Source organism: Natrialba sp. PRR66 (genome assembly GCF_034808065.1).
GTDB lineage: Archaea > Halobacteriota > Halobacteria > Halobacteriales > Natrialbaceae > Natrialba > Natrialba aegyptia.
In genome coordinates, this window is sequence record NZ_JAXHGN010000003.1 from 502,098 (window position 1) to 523,358 (window position 21,261).

At 61.7% G+C, this 21,261-nt stretch carries 17 protein-coding genes and 2 tRNA genes; 13 read left to right on the plus strand and 6 right to left on the minus strand.

Annotation, left to right across the window (positions count from 1 at the left end; genetic code table 11):
* The first annotated feature begins 132 nt into the window (after positions 1–132).
* The 3 genes from SM755_RS12915 (at position 133) to SM755_RS12925 (ending at position 2,520) form a co-directional block, all read left to right on the plus strand.
* Complete coding sequence (locus tag SM755_RS12915; protein WP_323173017.1) at positions 133–786, plus strand: HVO_0476 family zinc finger protein; 654 nt, start codon at positions 133–135, stop codon at positions 784–786.
* Positions 787–941: 155 nt separating this feature from the next.
* Positions 942–1,640 carry a protein-L-isoaspartate(D-aspartate) O-methyltransferase gene (locus tag SM755_RS12920; protein ID WP_323173018.1) on the plus strand — a complete coding sequence of 233 codons (699 nt, stop codon included), beginning with the start codon at positions 942–944 and terminating at the stop codon, positions 1,638–1,640.
* 133 nt (positions 1,641–1,773) lie between these two features.
* Positions 1,774–2,520: a protein-L-isoaspartate O-methyltransferase gene (locus SM755_RS12925; RefSeq protein ID WP_323173230.1), complete on the plus strand. Its 747-nt coding sequence runs from the start codon at positions 1,774–1,776 to the stop codon at positions 2,518–2,520.
* 222 nt (positions 2,521–2,742) lie between these two features.
* On the opposite strand, the gene SM755_RS12930 is transcribed toward SM755_RS12925, so the two are convergent.
* The 4 genes from SM755_RS12930 to SM755_RS12945 form a co-directional block, all read right to left on the minus strand.
* Positions 2,743–4,857 (minus strand): bacterio-opsin activator domain-containing protein, encoded by a 2,115-nt coding sequence (locus SM755_RS12930; protein ID WP_323173019.1) that lies wholly within the window; start codon positions 4,855–4,857, stop codon positions 2,743–2,745.
* A 129-nt stretch (positions 4,858–4,986) separates the two neighbouring features.
* The gene (locus SM755_RS12935; RefSeq protein ID WP_006665007.1) at positions 4,987–5,397 is read right to left on the minus strand and encodes a group I intron-associated PD-(D/E)XK endonuclease; all 411 of its coding nucleotides are present in this window, start codon (positions 5,395–5,397) and stop codon (positions 4,987–4,989) included.
* 381 nt (positions 5,398–5,778) lie between these two features.
* Positions 5,779–5,851, minus strand: a tRNA-Asp gene (locus tag SM755_RS12940).
* 475 nt (positions 5,852–6,326) lie between these two features.
* A tRNA-Asp gene (locus SM755_RS12945) sits at positions 6,327–6,399 on the minus strand.
* A 307-nt stretch (positions 6,400–6,706) separates the two neighbouring features.
* Between SM755_RS12945 and SM755_RS12950 the strand changes: the two genes are divergently transcribed.
* The 7 genes from SM755_RS12950 to SM755_RS12980 all read left to right on the plus strand — a co-directional run bounded on the left by SM755_RS12950 (position 6,707) and on the right by SM755_RS12980 (position 16,744).
* Positions 6,707–6,934 carry a DNA-directed RNA polymerase subunit H gene (locus SM755_RS12950; protein ID WP_006110585.1) on the plus strand — a complete coding sequence of 76 codons (228 nt, stop codon included), beginning with the start codon at positions 6,707–6,709 and terminating at the stop codon, positions 6,932–6,934.
* Positions 6,935–8,515 carry a DNA-directed RNA polymerase subunit B'' gene (locus SM755_RS12955; RefSeq protein ID WP_006665006.1) on the plus strand — a complete coding sequence of 527 codons (1,581 nt, stop codon included), beginning with the start codon at positions 6,935–6,937 and terminating at the stop codon, positions 8,513–8,515.
* A 6-nt stretch (positions 8,516–8,521) separates the two neighbouring features.
* The gene (rpoB, locus tag SM755_RS12960; protein WP_323173020.1) at positions 8,522–10,351 is read left to right on the plus strand and encodes a DNA-directed RNA polymerase subunit B; all 1,830 of its coding nucleotides are present in this window, start codon (positions 8,522–8,524) and stop codon (positions 10,349–10,351) included.
* A gap of 4 nt (positions 10,352–10,355) precedes the next feature.
* Positions 10,356–13,283, plus strand: a complete 2,928-nt coding sequence (locus tag SM755_RS12965) for a DNA-directed RNA polymerase subunit A' (RefSeq protein ID WP_323173021.1) — start codon at positions 10,356–10,358, stop codon at positions 13,281–13,283.
* Positions 13,276–14,475, plus strand: coding sequence for a DNA-directed RNA polymerase subunit A'' (rpoA2, locus tag SM755_RS12970; RefSeq protein WP_323173022.1), 1,200 nt, complete (start codon positions 13,276–13,278; stop codon positions 14,473–14,475). Before SM755_RS12965 ends, rpoA2 begins: the two co-directional genes overlap by 8 nt.
* Positions 14,476–14,478: 3 nt before the next feature.
* On the plus strand, positions 14,479–14,916 hold the full coding sequence (locus tag SM755_RS12975; protein ID WP_323173023.1) for a NusA-like transcription termination signal-binding factor: 438 nt from the start codon (positions 14,479–14,481) through the stop codon (positions 14,914–14,916).
* A 316-nt stretch (positions 14,917–15,232) separates the two neighbouring features.
* Positions 15,233–16,744: an aldehyde dehydrogenase family protein gene (locus tag SM755_RS12980; RefSeq protein ID WP_323173024.1), complete on the plus strand. Its 1,512-nt coding sequence runs from the start codon at positions 15,233–15,235 to the stop codon at positions 16,742–16,744.
* 89 nt (positions 16,745–16,833) lie between these two features.
* Here SM755_RS12980 and SM755_RS12985 read toward each other — a convergent pair whose 3' ends face one another.
* The gene (locus tag SM755_RS12985; RefSeq protein ID WP_323173025.1) at positions 16,834–17,388 is read right to left on the minus strand and encodes a hypothetical protein; all 555 of its coding nucleotides are present in this window, start codon (positions 17,386–17,388) and stop codon (positions 16,834–16,836) included.
* 418 nt (positions 17,389–17,806) lie between these two features.
* Between SM755_RS12985 and SM755_RS12990 the strand changes: the two genes are divergently transcribed.
* From SM755_RS12990 to SM755_RS13000, 3 genes are all read left to right on the plus strand, one after another.
* On the plus strand, positions 17,807–18,235 hold the full coding sequence (locus SM755_RS12990) for a 30S ribosomal protein S12 (protein WP_004267302.1): 429 nt from the start codon (positions 17,807–17,809) through the stop codon (positions 18,233–18,235).
* A gap of 2 nt (positions 18,236–18,237) precedes the next feature.
* On the plus strand, positions 18,238–18,846 hold the full coding sequence (locus tag SM755_RS12995; protein WP_006664999.1) for a 30S ribosomal protein S7: 609 nt from the start codon (positions 18,238–18,240) through the stop codon (positions 18,844–18,846).
* A gap of 166 nt (positions 18,847–19,012) precedes the next feature.
* Positions 19,013–20,383 carry an MFS transporter gene (locus SM755_RS13000; RefSeq protein WP_323173026.1) on the plus strand — a complete coding sequence of 457 codons (1,371 nt, stop codon included), beginning with the start codon at positions 19,013–19,015 and terminating at the stop codon, positions 20,381–20,383.
* Positions 20,384–20,420: 37 nt separating this feature from the next.
* On the opposite strand, the gene SM755_RS13005 is transcribed toward SM755_RS13000, so the two are convergent.
* Positions 20,421–21,182: a DUF5781 family protein gene (locus SM755_RS13005; RefSeq protein WP_323173027.1), complete on the minus strand. Its 762-nt coding sequence runs from the start codon at positions 21,180–21,182 to the stop codon at positions 20,421–20,423.
* Positions 21,183–21,261 lie beyond the last annotated feature (79 nt).

The window sequence follows — 21,261 nt, forward strand, 5'->3', positions numbered from 1 at the left end:
TGACAACGACCGACTGACGACTGGCGACGACTGCCCGCCCGAGACAGTGGGCGAGAACGCCCGCTGCTATCGAGTACTCGGACCGATTCGAGGTCCAATCGCCTTTTAGGCACGTAGCGTCTACGACGTGCTATGAACGATATTCCGGAGCGGATTCCGACGGCGTGCCCGTCGTGCTCGCCGGACCTCGAGACGGTCCACGAGGTCCTCACCGAAGGCGGCGGCACCCTCACCGTCCGCTGTAGCGAGTGCAGCCACGTCCACAAGATCCAGCCCGAACGAGAGCGCGAGGTCACGCTCGACGTCGTCGTCTCCCAGGACGGCGAGTCCTTCTCGGCGAACGTCACCACCCCCGCAGACGAACCCGTCGAAGTCGGCGACGAGTTCATCCTCGAAACGGAGGCCGTCCTCTCGACGGTCCGCGTGACGAGCATCGAACTCGAGGGGCACAAACGTGTCGAGGAGGCTCCTGCGGACGAAATACAGACCGTCTGGACGCGCGAGGTCGACAACGTTTCGGTCAGCGTGACGATCCACCCGCAGGACGGCTCGCGGGACGACAGCCGAAGCATTACGGTCCACGTCCCGGGCGACTACGAGTTCGAGGTCGGCGAGATCGAGGAGTTCGGCGACGACGAGTTCGAGATCGACGCCTTCGTCGTCCGCGATACGGTTCAGGGGTACGACCGCGACCGATACGAGATAGAAGGCGATACGGTGCCCGCAAAGGACACGAAGCGGGTCTACGCGTACGATCAGACGACGAGTGCGTGGTCCGCCTGGTAGCCCAGAAGACGGTGGCGCGATTGTCGCCGGCTCCATCGGTTTCGTTCGGTTCCGTTCGATGACGAACCGCACAAAACGCGTTGAGACACCTGATTCCGCACACGGCCAGCACGTGCGCCCGTCATTCTCTTGCTCGCGAGCGACGACACACAACCATGACCCCGTTCGATCGCTTCGGCCGTAACGGCCGCAACGACCCCAACGACTACGAGACCGCCCGCAAGCGCCTGGTTCGAACCGTCGCCCGCCGTATCGACGACCAGCGCGTGCTCGACGCCCTCGAGTCGGTCCCGCGTCACGAGTTCGTCCCCGAGAATCGACGCGAAAGTGCCTACGCCGATCGGCCCCTGCCCATCGGCGACGGCCAGACGATCAGCGCCCCACACATGGTCGCGATCATGGCCGCGCGGCTCGATCCCGGCCCGGGCGACGACGTGCTCGAAATCGGCACCGGCTGTGGCTACCACGCCGCCGTCACCGCCGAACTCGCCGGCGCGGCCAACGTTTACAGCGTCGAGTTCAGCGCTGAACTCGCCGAATCGGCCCGAGAAACGCTCGCGGAGATCGGCTACGGTGACGTGTCCGTTCGCGTCGGCGACGGTCGCGAGGGATGGGCCGAACACGCCCCCTACGACGGGGTCTATTTCACCTGTGCGACGGCGTCGATACCCGACCCCGTGATCGAGCAACTCCAGCCCGAGGGAGCGATCCTCGCGCCGATCGGAACCGGCCGGCAGACGCTCGTCGAGGCGACGAAACGCGCGACTGAATACGGAGAATCCGGGGAATCCGGAACCGAGGCACTCGATCGAACCGAACACGGGGCGGTTCGATTCGTCCAGATGCGCGGCTGATCGTTCGGTGACGGTGCTCTTTACGGATGGACGAGGCGAGTACCTCGGGGTCGTCCGAGACGGCGTCCGCGAACCGATCGCAGTGCCGCAGCGCAAGCGCGCCATTCATACTCGCTCGTCGGATACGTCGACTATGGACCCCGCGGTACTGCGAGAGGACATGGTCGACGGACTCGAGTCCCCGGCCAAGGACGTCCTCCAGAACGAAGCCGTCGCCGTCGCCATGCGGGACGTGCCCCGCCACGAGTTCGTCGACGACGATCGCACGGCCTACGCCGATCGCGAGCACGAAGTCCTCGGGACGCGCGTGCTCGCGCCGAGCACCGTCGCTCGGCTCTTCGACGCACTCGCGCCAACCGCCAACGACTCCGTCCTCGTCATCGGTGCCGGTGTGGGTTACACTGCCGCCCTCGCGGCTGAACTCGTCGGCGAGACGAATGTCCACGCCGTCGACATCGCACGGCCGCTCGTGATCGAAGCCCGCCGGAACCTTGCGGATGCGGGCTACGACGGTGTACTCGTCGATTGCCGGAACGGTGCTGACGGTCTCCCCGAGTACGCCCCGTTCGATCGCATTCTGCTCGAAGCCGCCGTCGTTTCACCTCCACGTGCCGTAGTCGAGCAACTGGCCGCAGACGGTCGGCTGGTCGTTCCACAGGGAACCCAGCAACAGCGACTCGTCGCCGTCTCGGCCGATGGATCGCGCTCCGAGCGAGGCCCGGTTTCGTTCGATCCGCTCCTCGTCGACGGTGAGCAACTCGGCGCTATCGAACGAAATCGGACGGCTCGTGAGGACCGCGAACACGCCCGTCGGCGCGCCGAGTCCAGACGAGGCTGGGAACAGGACTGGATCGAGTGGGATCGCGCGGTCGATCACTGACGACTGACGCCCCTGTGTTTGCCGGGAGGAACGATCGGCACAGCACTGGCTCACCGGTGTCGTTATAGTATCGCTACGTTACGGTGTGCGGAATTACGGAAAGTGGGGGGTGGGGGATTAGGGGGTGGCGACAGCCTTCGCAGATCGCCACTTACGGATACGATTGGCTGGTGGTTAAGTATAATTTCTAGCTATGTAGGTAGTCACTCATAGATATACTAATTATTTAGATGACCGACCAAGTGCCAGCGTGACGAGCTTTCGCTCCGCGGCCCGAAGGTGGTACTGATACGTCGGCGAAGAGACGTCGAGCACCCCTGCGAGGTCCTCACCGGTACTCTCCCGCGGCCACTCGAAAAAGCCGCTGTAGTGGGCCGCCTGTAACGCCTCGTACTGCTTGTCGGTCAACTCCTCTTCGAGATGCGTATCCAGTTGTTGGGCCGACCGCGCACTCGCCGTCTCGCGGCGCGCTTCGAGTTCGGTGTCCGGGTAGCGTTCGCTGATCGCCTCGAACAGCGTGCGTGCTTCGACCTGCTTTGGCACCTCCAAGACGAGCGTCGAGGTCCCCGCCTCGGCGACCGCAGTCCGAACCGTCACGTCGTACGTCCGCAGTACGTCGATAAGCGGCGTCGTCGATCCCGTCACCTCGAAGAGCGTCTCGTCGTCGCCGTCCGAGACGACCGAACAGGTCTCGATCACCGCCCACTCGTCCGCAACCGGGCGGAGATCCACCGACGACGGCGCGCTCACGAAACAGACGAACTCGTCGTTCGGTCGGTCGATCACGCCCGCGACGGTAAGCGGTTCGTCGATACGGGTCGTCAGCCGGTTGAAAAGCAACCGGGGGTCTCGACACTCGAGTTCGAGTTCGAGTCGGCTGTCCGTAAGCATCGCTCGCGTTCGTTCGACCGAGTGAATCGCATGGCCGATGGTTTCGCCGAGTTCAGCAAGTACCTCGCGCTCGGCGTCGCCGATCTCGTCGCCGCCGCCGATGTGGACCAGGAGTGCGCCGAACTCGCGTTCGCCGTCCGTGAGCGGCACGGCGAGGACGCGCTGGAAGCCGTAGGTGAGCGCCTCCGCTCGGCGTTGCTCCCACGATTCAGCCTCGAGTACATCCCGTACGACACAGGGCTGTTCCGTTTCCAGTGTCTGCTGAATCAGCGTCACCTCCGGGGCATGATTGTCCGCATCTCGAATGCGATCCATGTACGCCGCATCGACGCCTGTCCAGGCCGTCGGCACCGGTGGATCATCGCTTGCGATCCATGCGAACCGGTAGCGGTCGGTGTCGGCAAGCCGTTCACAGACGGTCGATTCGATCCCGCTGCGTGTCGAGGCCTGTGCGACCCCGTGGTTGATCTCACGGATGATCTCGTTGATGTGGTTGAGCCGCGTCAACTCCTCGTTCTGGCGGGTCAACGTCCGGTCGTGCTCGCGGAGCAACTGTTCGCGTTCCGCCCGATCGAGCGCCGCTTCGGTATTCGCCGCCAGTATCTCGACGACTTCGGCCGTCGTCTCGTCGAACGATTCCGCGTCCGTCCCCGCAACTAACGCTCCGTGAGAGCCGAGCGGAACGACGATTTCGCTTCGCTGGACCAGTTCGGTCTTCAAAATCCCACCCGGCCGCGTACACGCCTCGTACCGGGTCGTCGTCCCCGCCGAGAACGCTTCCCAGACGAGGTCGTCTTCGCGCGGGGCTTCGATCTCGGAATCGACAACCCCGCAGGTCTCCTCAGCCGTCGCCGAGGCGACGTGTTCAAGCACCCGCGCCGTCGACTCGAACGCGTACGCCCCCGCCGCGATCACCGCACCCATCTCCGCTGCCGTCGCAACTGCCGTCTCGTAGATCTCGGCTTTCGTCTCAGCCCGCATTAACTCCCGCGTCGTCTCGTGAAGCGTCGTCACCGTTCGCTCGTAGCGGCGCTCGCTCTCGCGCAACTCCGTCTCCGCCCGATACTGGGCGACCGCGTTCGTAATCTGATTCGCGAGCAACGTATACTGCTCCCGGCCCGTCCCCTTCTGTAGATACTGGGTCACTCCCGCATCGATCGCCTCGCTCGCAACCGCCTCCGACCCCCGTCCCGTAAAGAGCACAAACGGAATCTCCGGGTCGTCCTCTCGAACGCGCTCGAGTAACTCCAGTCCCGTCAAATCCGGCATCTCGTAATCGCTGACGATACAATCAACATCGTGTCGCTCGATGAACTCGAGCGCCTCCTCCCCGCTCGTTGCTGCCTCGACGACGAGTTCGGATCGTTCGCGTTCGAGCATCTCTCCGGCGAGGTCGGCGAATCCTGGCTCGTTGTCGACGACGAGGACGGTGATCGACTGTGACATTGTCTTAAAGAGAGGGGAATTCTAGCTAGTATTATTGGACACTATCGAAACAAGTACTAAATAGATACTGTTTGTGACGCAGTAGCGGACGTTCGCTCGTTGTTCCGTCTGCAGACTACTCCCTGCTTCTCATATCTCGCCCGTAAATACGTACTCTTCTGCCCAATTTATCGATGGATGATCGATTTCAGACTCGAATCGAAGTTCCATTTTCTGTTCAGTGGCATCGGTTGCATCGATCCAATAAAACGTGCCGTTTTCGGGGTAGTAGACGAAGAACGCGTCGATTTCACCTTGGTATATGTCCTCGTGATATGTCCCATTACGTGTCGTTTGAGTGTGTGTATTAAACCGGAACGTGTTCTTTTTGTTTTCCCATCCGGTTTTACACTGAATGCGATAGATCTCGCCCTCGTTATCAACGAGTAAGTCATATTTATCGTTGTCTCCGAACGGGATCGAGACGCTGTACCCACACGAAAGTAGTGTTGCTATTGCTTTGGCTTCTGTCTCGTCTCCAATGTCCTTTGAGTTCCGCATAGCGTAGTTGGCTCTCAATCCGATAAAAATGATCGCAGCGTCGCTGTCCGAGCACAGCGGTTCTCTACCACTTCGACCGCTAACCTGCGGCCGAGCCCAATTTATCCGCGACCTCCTGAACTCGCTGATTCAAATCCATCGAGTGGTCCACTTCTAGACAAAGAGAAATACTACCGCATTGCTCGTCGAACTTGTTCGCGAAAGAAGACGCCCGAGGCGGGATTTGAACCCGACAGAGACGTTCCGGGCTGCGGTCTCACTCTGTTCGACCGGTCCGGGCGTGCGACTCTTTGTTTTCAAATCCCGATTCTGTCGCTCCTCGATTCAGTGTGTTCGCGACACGGCTATACCGGTCGCTTACGAAGTTGAAATCGAAGAGAACGCCCGAGGCGGGATTTGAACCCGCGTCACAACCGTGACAGGGTTGTATGATGGGCCACTACACCACCCGGGCTTGCAACTCTTGGTTTCCCGGTGAGAGTATTAAGGGTTTTGTTCTGCACCCGCCATCATGTGGTCATTCGGACATCTACGAACTCGCCGCTGGTAAATCCTACCTCGCACACGGAACCATGGTTGACATCAACAACATCCAGTAGATCGGGAAAGTGTTCTGGAATCCGAAACGAGTTCACGCGACTCGACTGTCACGGATTGTTTCCAATTCGTCCGGATAACGGCGTGACTCACCGCGTAGATCATCAACCGGTATTGAACCTAGACGCGTCGCTTACCAAACTTGTGCTCGGAAGAAGACGCTCGAGGCGGGATTTGAACCCGACAGAGACGTTCCTGGCTGCGGTCTCACTCTGTTCGACCGGTCCGGGCGTGCGACTCTTTGTTTTCAAATCCTGATTCTGTCGCTCCTCGATTCAGTGTATTCGCGACACGGCTACACCGGTCGCTCACGAAGTTGAAATCGAAGAAGACGCCCGAGGCGGGATTTGAACCCGCGTCACAACCGTGACAGGGTTGTATGATGGGCCACTACACCACCCGGGCTTGCAACTCTTGGTTTCCCGGTGAGAGTATTAAGGGTTTCCAATTGAACGCGCCGTGGTACGGGAAATCGGGACACAACTGCCCGTGACTTTCGCATTATTGTGTGGGTCCTTCACATGACCCACAAGGAATTTAACTGAGAATCGGCTATTCACGAGTGTGATCGGTTACTCCGGTCAGGTCCGCCCGGTCGAACAGCGACGCTTCTGAATCGAGTTAGAAACCGTTAAATGCCTGCCGCCGCTACGTGGCTGTAGTATCTCGTGACAGCCGCTTCTCTCCCAATAGCGCACACGCACATCAATACATGGTAGACGTAAGCCAACACGAACTCGTGCCGGACCACTCCATCCTCGAAGAGGAGACGCTCGAGGAGGTCCTCTCCGAGTACGACATCGACCGCACAGATCTGCCGAAAATCAAACGGACCGATCCCGCGATCCCGGACGAGGCGGAGCTCGGCGACGTCATCAAAATCGTCCGCGACTCACGTACAACCGATCAGGCAGTCGTATACCGACTTGTGGTGGAATAAATGGCAATGGAACTCAACCGCGAGAAACGACGGGACATCTCACGCGAATACTTCTCGAGGGAACGGCTCGCAGAACATCACTACCGTTCGTTCAACTCTTTCCTCAACCGGGGGATGCAGGAGGTCGTTGACGAGAAGGAAACCATCGACACGGACATCGGCGACAAGGAAGGCGAAGAACCGGTCCACGTCGAACTCGGCGACGTGCGTGTCGTCACGCCCCGCGTTCGGGAGGCCGACGGCTCCGAAGAACTCCTCTACCCACAGGAGGCCCGCCTCCGAAACATCACCTACTCCGCACCGGTCTTCATGGAGATGTCGATCGTCAAGGGCGAGGAAGGCGACCAGCGAGTCGTCGACTCCACGGAGACGAAGATCGGCCGGATGCCGATCATGGTCGGCTCCGATAAGTGTAACATCGCCGGCTTCTCGGACGAGGAGCTGATCGAGATCGGCGAAGATCCGGCGGACCCCGGCGGATACTTCATCGTCAACGGCTCCGAGCGCGTGCTGATGACCAGCGAGGACCTCGCGCCGAACAAGATCCTCGCCGAATACGACACCAAATACGGCGACGAGATTCAGGTCGCAAAGACCTTCTCCCAGCGCCGTGGCTACCGCGCGCTCGTCCTCTGTGAACGAACTCGTGACGGCCTGCTCGAGGTGAGCTTCCCCTCCGTCTCCGGCTCTATCAACTTCGTGACGCTCGTGCGCGCCCTCGGCCTCGAATCGGACGAAGAGATCGTCCACAAGGTCTCGAACGACCCCGAGGTCGTCAAGTACATGCTCGAAAATCTGGAGGAGGCGGACGTCCAGACCGAGGAGGGTGCCATCGAAGAACTCGGAAAACGCGTCGCCTCCGGTCAGGGCAAGAACTACCAGCTCAAACGAGCGAACTACGTTATCGACCGCTATCTCCTGCCGCATCTCCACGAGGACGGCGTCGAGGAAGAAGACGTCCGAATCAACAAAGCCCACTACCTCTGCCGGATGGCCGAGGCCTGCTTCGAGCTCGCGCTCAACCGTCGTGAGGCGGACGACAAGGACCACTACGCCAACAAGCGGCTGAAGGTCTCCGGCGACCTGATGAAAGACCTGTTCCGGACGGCGCTGAACAAGCTCGCACGCGACGTGAAGTACCAGCTCGAGCGCGCCAACATGCGAAATCGGAACCTGTCGGTCTCCACGGTCGTCCGCTCGGACGTGCTCACCGAACGCCTGGAGCACCCGATCGCGACCGGCAACTGGGTCGGCGGCCGCTCCGGCGTCTCCCAACTGGTGGACCGAACCGACTTCATGGGGGTTCTCTCGCACCTTCGTCGCCTGCGTAGTCCGCTCTCTCGCAGCCAGCCACACTTCGAAGCGCGAGACCTCCACGCGACCCAGTGGGGTCGCATCTGTCCCTCCGAGACGCCGGAGGGACCGAACTGTGGACTGGTCAAGAACTTCGCGCAGGCGATGGAACTCTCTCAGAACATCGAGGACGAGCAAGCGCTCAAACGTGAACTCGCCTCGATGGGGGTCGAAGGGATTCCCGGTCTCGAAGGTATCGAACGAACGACATCACCGGCAGACGACTAATCAAATATGAGCAGCCAACAACGAGACGCCAAGGTCTACGTCAACGGGTCGCTGGTGGGAACGCACCCAGACCCGCACGAGCTTGCAGCACAGATCCGCGAAGCACGACGAATCGGCGACGTCAGCGAGATGGTCAACGTCTCGGTCAAAGAACGCACCCGCGAAGTGATCGTCAACGCCGATGCGGGCCGCGCTCGCCGCCCGCTACTCGTCGTCGAAGACGGCGAACCGCGAATCTCCGACCAAGAGATCCAAGCCCTCCAGAACGACGAACTCGAGTTCGAGGATCTCGTCGATCACGGCTATATCGAGTTCATCGACGCCGAGGAGGAGGAGGACATCTACGTCGCTGTCGACGAGGACGATCTAAACGAGGATCACACCCACCTCGAAATCGACCCGCAGCTCATCTTCGGGATCGGTGCGGGGATGATTCCGTATCCGGAACACAACGCGTCGCCGCGGATTACGATGGGGGCGGGGATGGTCAAGCAGTCGCTGGGGCTGCCCTCGGCCAACTACCGAATTCGGCCGGACACGCGCCAGCACCTGCTGCACTACCCGCAGCTCTCGATGGTCAAGACCCAGACGACCGAGCAGATCGGCTTCGACGACCGGCCCGCAGCCCAGAACTTCGTCGTTGCCGTGATGAGCTACGAGGGGTTCAACATCGAGGACGCACTCGTCATGAACAAGGCCTCGGTCGAGCGCGCACTCGCCCGCTCGCACTTCTTCCGGACCTACGAGGGCGAGGAACGACGGTATCCGGGCGGTCAGGAGGACCGCTTCGAGGTCCCTTCCCAGGATGTCCGCGGGGCACGCGGTGAGGACGCCTACGCGCACTTGGACGAAGACGGCCTCGTCAACCCCGAGACGGACGTCGACGAAAACAGCGTCCTGCTCGGCAAGACGAGCCCGCCGCGATTCCTCGAAGAGCCGGACGACATGGGCGGCCTCTCGCCACAGAAACGACGCGAGACCTCCGTTACCATGCGCTCGGGCGAGTCGGGTGTCGTCGACACCGTCACGCTGATGGAAGGCGAGGACGGCTCGAAACTCTCGAAGGTTTCCGTGCGCGACGAGCGCATTCCTGAACTCGGGGACAAGTTCGCATCCCGCCACGGACAGAAGGGCGTCGTCGGCCACCTCGCACCCCAGGAGGACATGCCCTTTACCGAGAACGGCGTCGTGCCGGACCTCATCGTCAACCCGCACGCGCTGCCGTCGCGGATGACGGTCGGGCACATCCTCGAGATGATCGGTGGCAAGCTCGGCGCGATGGAAGGACGGCGCGTCGACGGGACGCCCTTCCTCGGCGAGGACGAGTCCGAACTCCGTGACGGGCTGGAGGATGCCGGCTTTAACTCCGCCGGGAAGGAGACGATGTACTCCGGCGTGACGGGCGAAAAAATCGAGGCCGAGATCTTCGTCGGGATCATCTTCTATCAGAAGCTCTACCACATGGTCTCGAACAAACTGCACGCCCGTTCGCGCGGGCCGGTGCAGGTGTTGACCCGCCAGCCGACCGAAGGGCGGGCCCGCGAGGGCGGCCTCCGTATCGGGGAGATGGAGCGCGACGTCTTCATCGGTCACGGTGCCGCGATGACGCTCAAGGAACGACTGCTTGATGAATCCGACCGCGAGTTCATCAACGTCTGCGGGCAGTGTGGGATGAGCGCGGTCGAGAACGTCGAGCAACGGCGCGTCTACTGTCCGAACTGTGGCGAGGAGACGGACATCCACGAAATCGAGATGAGTTACGCGTTCAAGCTCCTGTTGGACGAAATGAAGGCGCTGGGAATCGCACCGCGACTGGAACTGGCAGACGCTGTCTAAAACAATGCGAAACAGTACACCAAAAGATATCGGATCGATCAACTTCGGGCTGATGGAGCCCGAGGAGTACCGGGAGATGAGCGCGACGAAGATCATCACCGCCGACACCTACGACGACGACGGCTTCCCCATCGACATGGGGCTGATGGATCCACGGCTCGGCGTGATCGACCCCGGTCTGGAGTGCAAGACCTGCGGGAAGCACTCGGGGTCGTGTAACGGCCACTTCGGGCACATCGAACTCGCCGCGCCGGTCATCCACGTCGGCTTTACGAAGCTCATCCGCCGGCTCCTGCGTGGCACCTGTCGCGAGTGTTCGCGCCTGTTGCTGACCGAAGACGAACGCGGCGAGTTCCGCGACCAGATCGACGAATCGCGAAAGCTCGGTCGGGACCTAAACGACGTGACGAAGGCCGCGATTCGGCAGGCCCGAAAGAAGGATCGCTGTCCGTTCTGCGGCGAGATCCAGTACGACATCGACCACGAGAAGCCGACCACCTACTACGAGGTCCAGCAGGTCCTCACCAGCGAGTACTCCCAGCGAATCGCCGGCGCGATGCAGGGCGACGAGGAGGAAGGCATCGAGCGAACCTCGCCGGACGAACTCGCCGAGGAGACCGATATTGAACTCTCGCGGATCAACGAGATTCTCTCGGGATCGTTCCGCCCGCGCGAGAGTCAGCGTAAAGCGATCGAGAAGGCGCTGGATATCGACCTCACGGAAGAGGACACGAACAAGCTGATGCCGAGCGACATCCGGGACTGGTTCGAGGCCATTCCGGACGAGGACATCGAAGTGCTCGGCATCGACGCCGAACGCTCGCGCCCGGAGTGGATGATCCTTACCGTCCTCCCCGTCCCGCCGGTGACGGCGCGACCGTCGATCACGCTCGACAACGGCCAGCGCAGCGAGGACGACCTTACGCACAAACTGGTCGACATCATCCGGATCAACCAGCGGTTTATGGAGAATCGTGAGGCGGGAGCGCCACAGCTAATCATTGAGGACCTCTGGGAACTGCTGCAGTACCACGTCACCACCTTCATGGACAACGAGATTTCGGGAACGCCGCCGGCTCGCCACCGCTCGGGTCGGCCGCTCAAGACCCTCTCGCAGCGCCTGAAGGGGAAGGAGGGTCGATTCCGCGGCTCGCTGTCCGGGAAGCGTGTGAACTTCTCCGCACGGACCGTCATCTCGCCGGACCCGACCCTGAGCCTGAACGAGGTCGGCGTTCCGGACCGGGTCGCAAAGGAGATGACCCAGACGATGAACGTCACGGAGCGAAACCTGGCGGAGGCTCGTCGCTACGTCTCCAACGGGCCCGAGGCCCACCCCGGCGCGAACTACGTCCGCCGACCCGACGGTCGCCGACTGAAGGTCACCGAGAAGAACTGCGAGCAACTCGCGGAGAAGGTCCAGGCCGGTTGGGAGGTCAACCGCCACATGGTCGACGGCGACATCGTCATCTTCAACCGCCAGCCGTCGCTCCACCGGATGTCGATCATGGCCCACGAGGTCGTGGTCATGCCGTACAAGACGTTCCGGCTGAACACCGTCGTCTGCCCGCCGTACAACGCAGACTTCGACGGCGACGAGATGAACATGCACGCGCTGCAAAACGAGGAGGCCCGCGCCGAGGCCCGCGTGCTCATGCGAGTGCAGGAGCAGATTCTCTCGCCGCGCTTTGGCGAGAACATCATCGGTGCCATTCAGGACCACATCAGTGGGATGTACCTCCTGACCCACGACAATCCGCGGTTCAACGAGACGCAGGCGCTCGACCTGCTGCGTGCGACCCGGATCGACGAACTGCCCGAACCGAGCGGTATCGACGACGCCGGAGAGCCGTTCTGGACTGGCTACGATGTCTTCTCCGAACTCCTGCCGGACGACCTGAACCTCGAGTTCACCGGCACGGTCGGCGACGAGGTCGTCATCGAGGACGGCCAGCTGATCGAGGGAACGGTCGCCGAGGACGAGGTCGGCGAGTTCGGCGGCGAGATCGTCGACACTATTACGAAGGTCTACGGCAACACGCGCTCGCGGATCTTCATCAACGAGGTCTCGACGCTGGCGATGCGTGCGATCATGCACTTCGGGTTCTCGATCGGCATCGACGACGAGACGATCCCGGAGGCGGCACAGGAGCGCATCGATGAGACGATCGAGGACGCAAACGATCGCGTCGAGGAACTCATCGAGGCCTACGAGCGCGGCGAACTCGAGTCGCTGCCAGGTCGGACGCTCGATGAAACCCTTGAGATGAAGATCATGCAGACGCTCTCGCGGGCCCGCGACAACGCCGGGAACATCGCCGACGAGCACTTCTCCGACGAGAATCCGGCGGTCGTCATGGCGAACTCCGGCGCGCGTGGGTCGATGCTCAACCTGACCCAGATGGCCGGTGCCGTCGGCCAGCAGGCGGTTCGCGGCGAGCGGATCAACCGGGGGTACGAGGATCGTACCCTCAGCCACTATCAGCCGAACGACCTCTCCGCGGAGGCACACGGTTTCGTCGAGAACTCCTACACCAGCGGTCTGACGCCGCGAGAGTTCTTCTTCCACGCGATGGGTGGCCGCGAGGGCCTGGTCGACACGGCAGTCCGGACTTCGAAGTCGGGCTATCTGCAGCGGCGGCTGATCAACGCGCTCTCCGAACTCGAAGCGCAGTACGACGGCACGGTTCGGGACACGAGCGATACGATCGTCCAGTTCGAGTTCGGCGAGGATGGTACCTCGCCGGTCAAGGTTTCCTCGGGCGACGACAACGATATCGAGGTCGCCCAGATCGCGGATCGCGTCCTGGACTCGGAGTTCGCCTCCGAGGCCGAGAAAGAGGAGTTCCTCGGCATGAAGCGCCAGCCGACGAACCTCTCCGAGTACGCGGATACTCGCTTTGCCGAGGAAACGGAGGTGCCCTCGGATGACTGAGGTTGACTACGCTGTCGACGACGACACGATCGCCGTCGTCGAGGACACCACCCTCCCGCGGCGACTCAAGGACGAAGTCTACGAAACCCTGGAGGACCGCGGCGACGCGACCGTCGAAGACGCGGACGAACTCGCAAAGGCGGTCGAGGCACGCTACATTGACACCCGCGTCGAACCGCTCGAACCCGTCGGAACCGTCTCCGCACAGTCGATCGGGGAGCCGGGGACGCAGCTCACGATGAACACGTTCCACTACGCGGGGGTCGCAGAGATCGACGTGACCCAGGGGCTGCCGCGATTGATCGAACTCGTCGACGCTCGGAAGACGCCGGATACGCCGATGATGACGGTGTATCTCGAGGACGAATATGCAACCGAGCGCGAGAAGGCCCACGAAGTCGTCTGGAATATCGAGGCGACGAAGATCCTCGCGCTGGGTGACGTGTCGACGAACGTTGCCGACATGCGCGTGCAGATTTCGCTCAACGAGGAGACGCTCGAAGAGCGCCTAATCACGCCCGACAAGGTGGCTGAAATCATCGAGGACAACCTCGGCGTGAAGGCGATTCAGAACGGCACCGAGATCGAGTTCGGTCCGGAGGAGCCGTCCTACCGCGACTTGCTCCAACTCGTCGAGGAACTGCGAGATATCACGTTCAAGGGGATCGAAGAGGTCTCCCGCGTTGTCATCCGCCGCGAGGAACTGGACGACGGCGACGAGCAGTTCGTCCTCTACACCGAGGGGTCGGCCTTTGGCGACGTGCTCGAGATCGAGGGCGTCGACGCCTCACGGACGACGTGTAACAACATCCACGAGATCCACCGCAACCTCGGTATCGAGGCCGCTCGCGAGGCCATCATCGAGGAGACGAACAACACGCTCGCAGAGCAGGGGCTCGACGACGTGAACGTTCGTCACCTGATGCTCGTCGCGGACATCATGACCAATCGCGGCGAGATCGAGTCGATCGGTCGCCACGGCATCTCTGGATCGAAAGACTCCGTCCTCGCACGGGCGGCGTTCGAGGTGACGGTTAATCACTTGCTGAACGCAGCGATCCATGGCGAGATCGACGAACTCGACGGTGTCGCGGAGAACGTCATCGTCGGCAAACCGATCAAACTCGGGACCGGCGACGTCGATCTGCGGATGGGATCGATCAATCCCGGACCCGGCGGCCAAGCAGACTGATCGATGGCGGTAACCCTCGACGACGACGCCCGGCAGTATCTCGAGACGTTCGAGGAGGTGACGGGTGCAGATGGCATCGACTGCATTATCGACACCGAGGCTGACGGCGCACGAGTTCAGTTGACGATCGTCGTCGCGAGCGGTCAGTTGGGCGAGGCGATCGGGCCCGACGGACGGACGGTAACGCAGTTTCAGGAGCGTATCGGCCTGCCGGTTCGACTCGTCGAAGATGCCGACGATCCCGAGGCGTTCGTCGCGAACGCGTTTGCACCCGCAGCGGTGTACAACGTGACGATCAGCGAAAACAACGATACGGTCGCCTACGTCGAAGTCGCCGATTCCGACCGCGGCGTTGCGATCGGATCGAACGGTCGCACGATCGAGACCGTTCGTCGACTCGCCGATCGACACTGCGAGATCGACGACGTACAGCTTATTTGAGCGGTCCCGGTCGTTTCCCGGTCGTTTCGGTATCTGCCTTCTGTGTTGAACTTCTCCTGTTGAAGCCGCTCTGTTGAACTCGCGGGTGCGCCGCTCGTTTCGTTTCTCGTCACTGAACGGCCAAGACACCGGACACAAGCGGTTAGCTTGACGCCGATCTCACCGGTTTCGATTCGACTGTTTGGTCGGAGACATCTAACAATTCGTATGTGTTCTCTTCGGTGATAGTCATTACTGTATAGTGTTGTACAAGTAGTTTTTGGCTGTGAATATCATAACCAAAACAGTAAACAGCGTTCACTGAGACGGAGTTCGTATGCCGGGTACGAACGATTTCCCTGCCGAAGAGCGTGCCGTAGATGAACTCGATATTGCGCCGGAGAACGGATGGAACGCGCTGTATCTCGACGGAGAGTGGGTTCCGGCCGGTGACCGAGACCCGATCGAAGTCGAAAATCCCGCGACGCGGACAACCCTGACGAGGGTTCCTTCGAGTACCGAGGACGATGTCGACGAGGCGTACGCGATCGCGGACGAGGCCCAGGAAGCATGGGCGCAGCGACCGCCGCAGGAACGTGCCGGGATCGTCGCGGATGCCTGTGCGTTGCTGGGTGAGTACGCCGAGGACCTTGCAACACTGTTTGCGGTCGAGTGCGGTGGTGTCCAGCTGAAGGCCGACTTCGAGACGCAACTTGCCCAGGGGACGATGGAGGTCGGGTCCGGACTGGCGATGCGCGACGGCGGCCGCCGCAAGGAGTCGGTGACGCCGGGCAAGGAGAACCTGCTCGTGCGCGAACCCGCCGGCGTCGTCGGCGTCATCACGCCGTGGAACTTCCCGCTGTATCTCTCCAGTCGGGTCGTCGCACCGGCCATCGCACTTGGCAACAGCGTCGTGCTAAAGCCCGACGAGCACACCCCGCTGACGGGCGGGCTCGTGCTCGCGAAGGTCTTCGAGGAGGCCGGTCTGCCGGCGGGCGTCCTGAACGTCGTCCCCGGCTACGGCCACGAGATCGGCGACCACTTCTCGGGACACTCGGTTCCGTCAGTGATGGCGTTTACTGGCTCCTCGGAAGTCGGGCGAGGCGTCGGCCAGCGCGCCGTCGGCTCGTATACGGAACCGGCGCTGGAACTGGGCGGCAACAACGCACACATCGTGCTCGAAGACGCCGACGTAGCGCGTGCGATCGACGCTGGCGCGTTCGGCTCGTTCACTCACCAGGGCCAGGAGTGTATCTCGATCAACCGCCATCTGGTCCACGAGTCGCTGTACGACGAGTACGTCGCAGGGCTCGCCGACCGCGCCGAACAGCTCCCTATCGGCGATCCGCGCGAAGAGGGGACGCTCGTCGGACCGGTCATCAACGAGAGCCAGCGCGACAAAATCGTCGGATTCCTCGAGGAGTCGATCGAACGCGGCGCGACGGTCGAAGCCGGCGGTAACCACGACGGATTGTTCATCGAACCCACGGTGCTCTCGGCTGTCACGGCCGATATGCCGGCCGCCTGCAACGAGCACTTCGGGCCAGTTGCCCCGGTTATCCCGTTCGAGACCGACGAGGAGGCGATCCGTATCGCCAACGGCACTGACTACGGGCTGTCGGGATCGGTCCACTCATCTGATGTCGCTCGCGCGCGTGACGTGGCCGATGCGTTAGAGACTGGAATGGTCCACATCAACGACCAGCCGCTGAACGACGAACCCCACGTCGCCTTCGGCGGCGTCGGTGCGTCGGGCATGGGCCGGTACAACGACGAGTGGATCATGGACACCCTGACGACGCTGAAGTGGATCTCGATCCAGCGCGAACCGCGCGAGTATCCGTACTGACGTCGAATTCGAATTCGATTCGAATTCGAACCCGAACCCAAATCAGAATTCGAACCCGAACCCAAATCAGAATTCGAACCCGTACTCGGCTATATCCACTCGACGCGGTACTCACAGTGCTGGCCGCCCTCCGATCGACACTGATCGCCGACCTCCTCGACCGTGACGTGGCTGTCGGCAAATTTCTTCGCAACGCCCTTGATAAGTCCCTTGTCGAACTCGCACGGATACGGGTTCTCACAGATCATCACTCCCTCGTTCGATCCTGCTTGCTCGAACTCGTAGGATCCGATCTCCGTGCCGCGGTGGTTCTGGGTATACGCCTGATTGATTCCCGGTAGCGCGTTCTCGACCTCGGACAGTTCTGGCGGGAATTCGACGTGCTCGGGGACGTTTCGACCCATATTCCGCATCCTGACATCGCCGTACTCATCGCGCATATCGTACAGTGCGGCGAGTGGGATTTTGAGTGAGTACCACTCCTCGCCCTCGATGTCTTCGAGGCCATGCTGGGCGAGTTTGGTAGTCACCTGTTTGCCGACGAACGTCGAGACCGATTCGCCGGCAGCGATATACGACTGCGGACTCCGACCGATAACCTCCGCATCCTCGAGTGATCCCTCGTATCCGATTCGATCGTGCACCGTCGGCAGTTCATCATCTGATTGTGAGCTACTGTCACTAGAACCGAGAAGTCGCTGAATCCATGAATTGCCAAGAAGTACCGTAGTGACTGTCATACTGGTTGCAGAATGTGACCCACCTAACTAATAGCTTCTCGTTACTCATACGATTTTGATCATATCGGTAGAACTGTCACCAAATAAGAATTCACGGGAACGGCTGCCACTTCGTTCACACCGACCGTGGTCTGGCACGGACGACCGGTGCCGTTCGGGAACCTCCAGTCTGCCGAGGCCCGCTAATCGACGCTCGAGCGATAACTCGAGTTCACGAAACACGCTCAGATCCGGCGAGCGGGGTACATCGAGCGCTCTCGTGGCGTAACGGCGGATCGAAACAGGGATGCTTAAGTGTCTTCGTCGGATAGCGACGGACACTATGGCAAACGGCAAGTACGCCGCGCGTAAGCTCAAGAAGGACCGCCAGAATCAGCGGTGGTCCGACTCTGACTACGCGCGCCGCGCTCGCGGACTTCGCGAGAAGTCCGACCCTCTCGAGGGAGCGCCACAGGCACGAGGTATCGTACTCGAAAAGGTCGGCATCGAAGCCAAGCAGCCCAACTCGGCGATCCGAAAGTGCGTCCGCGTGCAGCTGATCAAGAACGGCAAGCAGGTCACCGCGTTCTGTCCCGGTGACGGCGCAATTTCGTTCATCGACGAGCACGACGAAGTTACCATCGCCGGTATCGGCGGGGCAAAGGGTCGTGCAATGGGTGACCTCTCCGGCGTCAACTACAAGGTCGACAAGGTCAACGGCGTCGCACTGAAAGAACTCGTTCGCGGAAACGCGGAGAAACCGGTGCGATAACCATGGCGGCAGAAGATCAACCGGACCCGGACGCCCCAGCAGGCGGTGCAGATGTCGGTGCACAGCTCTTTGGCACGTGGGAAATCGACGAAATCGCCTACGAGGACCCCTCGACCGAGCGCTACATCACCGTAACGCCGGTCGCACACACCGCCGGTCGCCACGCCAGCAAGCAGTTCCAGAAGTCCCAGATCTCCATCGTCGAGCGCTTTATCAACCGGCTCATGCAGACCGAGGAGAACACGGGCAAGAAACAAAAGACGCTCAGCTACGTCCGTGAGGCGTTCGAACTCATCCACGAGCGCACCGAGGAGAACCCGATCCAGATTCTCGTGACGGCCGTCGAGAACGCAGCGCCGCGCGAGGAGACCGTCCGCCTCAAGTACGGTGGCATCTCGGTCCCGAAGGCCGTCGACGTCGCGCCCCAGCGCCGCGTCGATCAGGCGCTGAAGTTCCTCGCCGAAGGCGTCCACAACGCCTCGTTCAAGACGTCCACGTCGGTTCCTGAGGCCATCGCCTCTCAGCTCACCGGCGCAGCGAACTACGACGTCCAGACCTACGCGGTCAGTCAGAAAGAGGAAAAAGAGCGCGTCGCAGCGGCCGCTCGCTAACGCCGATCGAGTCTTTCTCCTCTGTCGATTTCGTCACCGCTCGCAGTCACAACTGAACTCGAGCAGCGTGGCTCACTGAACAACTCCGTGTGGCAAACACGTAGAATTACTTACAGAAACTGCGATCAGGGAACGACTAAACGGGACGCCATACGACGATAGCCTAGTGCTGTCCCCTGCTGATCGGCTTCCGAACACGACGATTCTGACATACTACGGCTACCAGGTGACTGACTCGGTCGGATTCATCTGGCCGGTCTTCACGCTCTTTTTGCTCTGGAACGACCTCTCGTTTACTCAGATCGGGCTACTGAGTGCCATTTCCGCCGTGCTCGTCGTCCTTCTCGAGGTCCCGACCGGCTACGCTGCCGACCGCATCGGTCACCGGAACGCCCTCGCGCTCGGAATGACGTCGATGACCGCATCAGTCGCCGGATTCGTCGTCGCCGATGCGTACTGGCAGTTCGTCGTCCTCTACTCGCTGTGGGCCGTTTCGATCGCGTTTCAATCGGGAACCGCCGACGCCTGGTTGTACGAGACGCTCGCAACGGACCTGCGCAATGACGACAACGACGACAACAGCGGCAACGGCGACAACGACAGCACCGAGGACAACGACGAGTTCACTCGCGTGCGCGGTCGCGGTGGGGCGATCTACGAGTACACGTCGGCGATGACGATGATCGTCGGCGGACTGCTCTACGTGGTCCATCCGACGTACCCGTTCGTCGCATCGGCGGCGTTGCACGCCTGTGGGATCGGCATCGTTCTTTCGCTCCCGCAGAACGGACACGGTGATGAGGGAACGATTGCGACGGACCGGGTCGGCGTTCGCGAGTCGCTGTCGATCATCCGGACGGACCTGCTTTCGGGGTCGTTGCGTCCGTTCGTCGCCTTCATCGCACTGTTTTTCGCCGTCGTCAACGCGGCGGATACCTTCATCCAGCCGATTGCGGAGACCGTACTCGGTCAGGTACTCGATTCGATGGCGGTGATGGGTGCGAGCGCGGGCGGCGGGACGGGGGCTGGCACAGCGATCGGGGTGACTACCGGACTCCCGGAGCCCGCACTCCTGGGCGTGCTCTATGCCTGCTTTGCCGTCATCAGCGCGATCGCGAGCGATAGCGCGGCCCGCGTTCGGGAACTCGTCGGGATTCGTGCGGTGCTCGTGTGGGTACCCGTCGCCGTCGCAGTGGCGCTTGTCGCACCGGTGGTTCTCCCGCTGCTTGCAATTCCGGTGTTCGTTTTTCTGAAAGGGGCCGCTGCGCTATCGAAGCCGCTGGTCACCGCGTACGTCAACGATCGAATCGGGTCGACCGGGCGTGCGACCGTCCTGAGTGCGATGTCGATGTGTTATGCAGTCGTCCGTGCCCCGTTGAAGCCGGTTGCGGGGTACGTCGCCGATCTCACCGGTCCGCTCGAAACCGTGGCGTTGCTCGGCGGGTTCTTCCTGCTCGGGGGAGCGACGCTCTCGCTTGTCTCCGCTCGGCGCGTCGTATCCGCCGAGCGTCACACGACGCCGTCCGAACGCGCGTGATTGGCTCCGGCCGCCGGAACCCACGGACGAGTGGCCATCAGTCCGCGGCAGGGTCACTCATCGAGACGTACGAGCGCGTCGCGTCGACGAGCGCCTTCCGATACGTGCTCGAATCCGTCTCCTGCCCGAGTTCACGAAAGCGTCGCCTGAAGCCGTCGAAGTCGACCTCGGGGGCGTCCATGGCGGCCGCGTGGGCGAGATCGTACAGGCGGTGCGTGTGCGCGTCGTCGACGAGGTCGTGGCGCTCCGCGAGCGCGAGTGCGAACGCCGCGTTAACGGCCGTGATCTCGGGATCGGCGCTCGGCGAGAGCCGTCGCAGTCCCGGCCGCGACGGCGTGTCCGGGCGGTTCGCGACGGCCGTTGCGAGGCCGGACTCGAGAAAGGAGAGGAGCTTCTCTCCGGGACCGACCGAGAGCGTGATGTCGTCGGCGTAGATGTCTTTCATGTGGTTTGCGATCTGGTAGCAGTGAGAGAGTTTTCGCCGCTCGACGCTCTTGCCGGCGAGTGCGAGATAGAGGACTTCTTCGGTCGATTGGGTGTGGGAGGGATGTTCCTGTTCGTGTCTGGCCATGTGGGCAAACTCGTGGAGGGCGAGTTCACGGGCCATCGCGCTGGAGGCGGCCTGCCGGGAGATGTTGAGGATGTGGTGGTCCTCGTAGTGGCCGGCCCACGTACGTTCGTCGGGGTCATCGCGCAAGCGCACGTAGACTGGCCGTGAGAGGTCGTGTTCGGTTTCGAAGAGATCTCGGGCGCTGAGAAAGGGAGAGGTCGGACCGGGACCCTGGATACGAATGTCCATGTGCAAGGATAGCAAGGGATGGGCAGGTATGTCTCTTACGCCGGGTGGCAGTCAGTGGAACTCGAGTGCAGAACGGGCC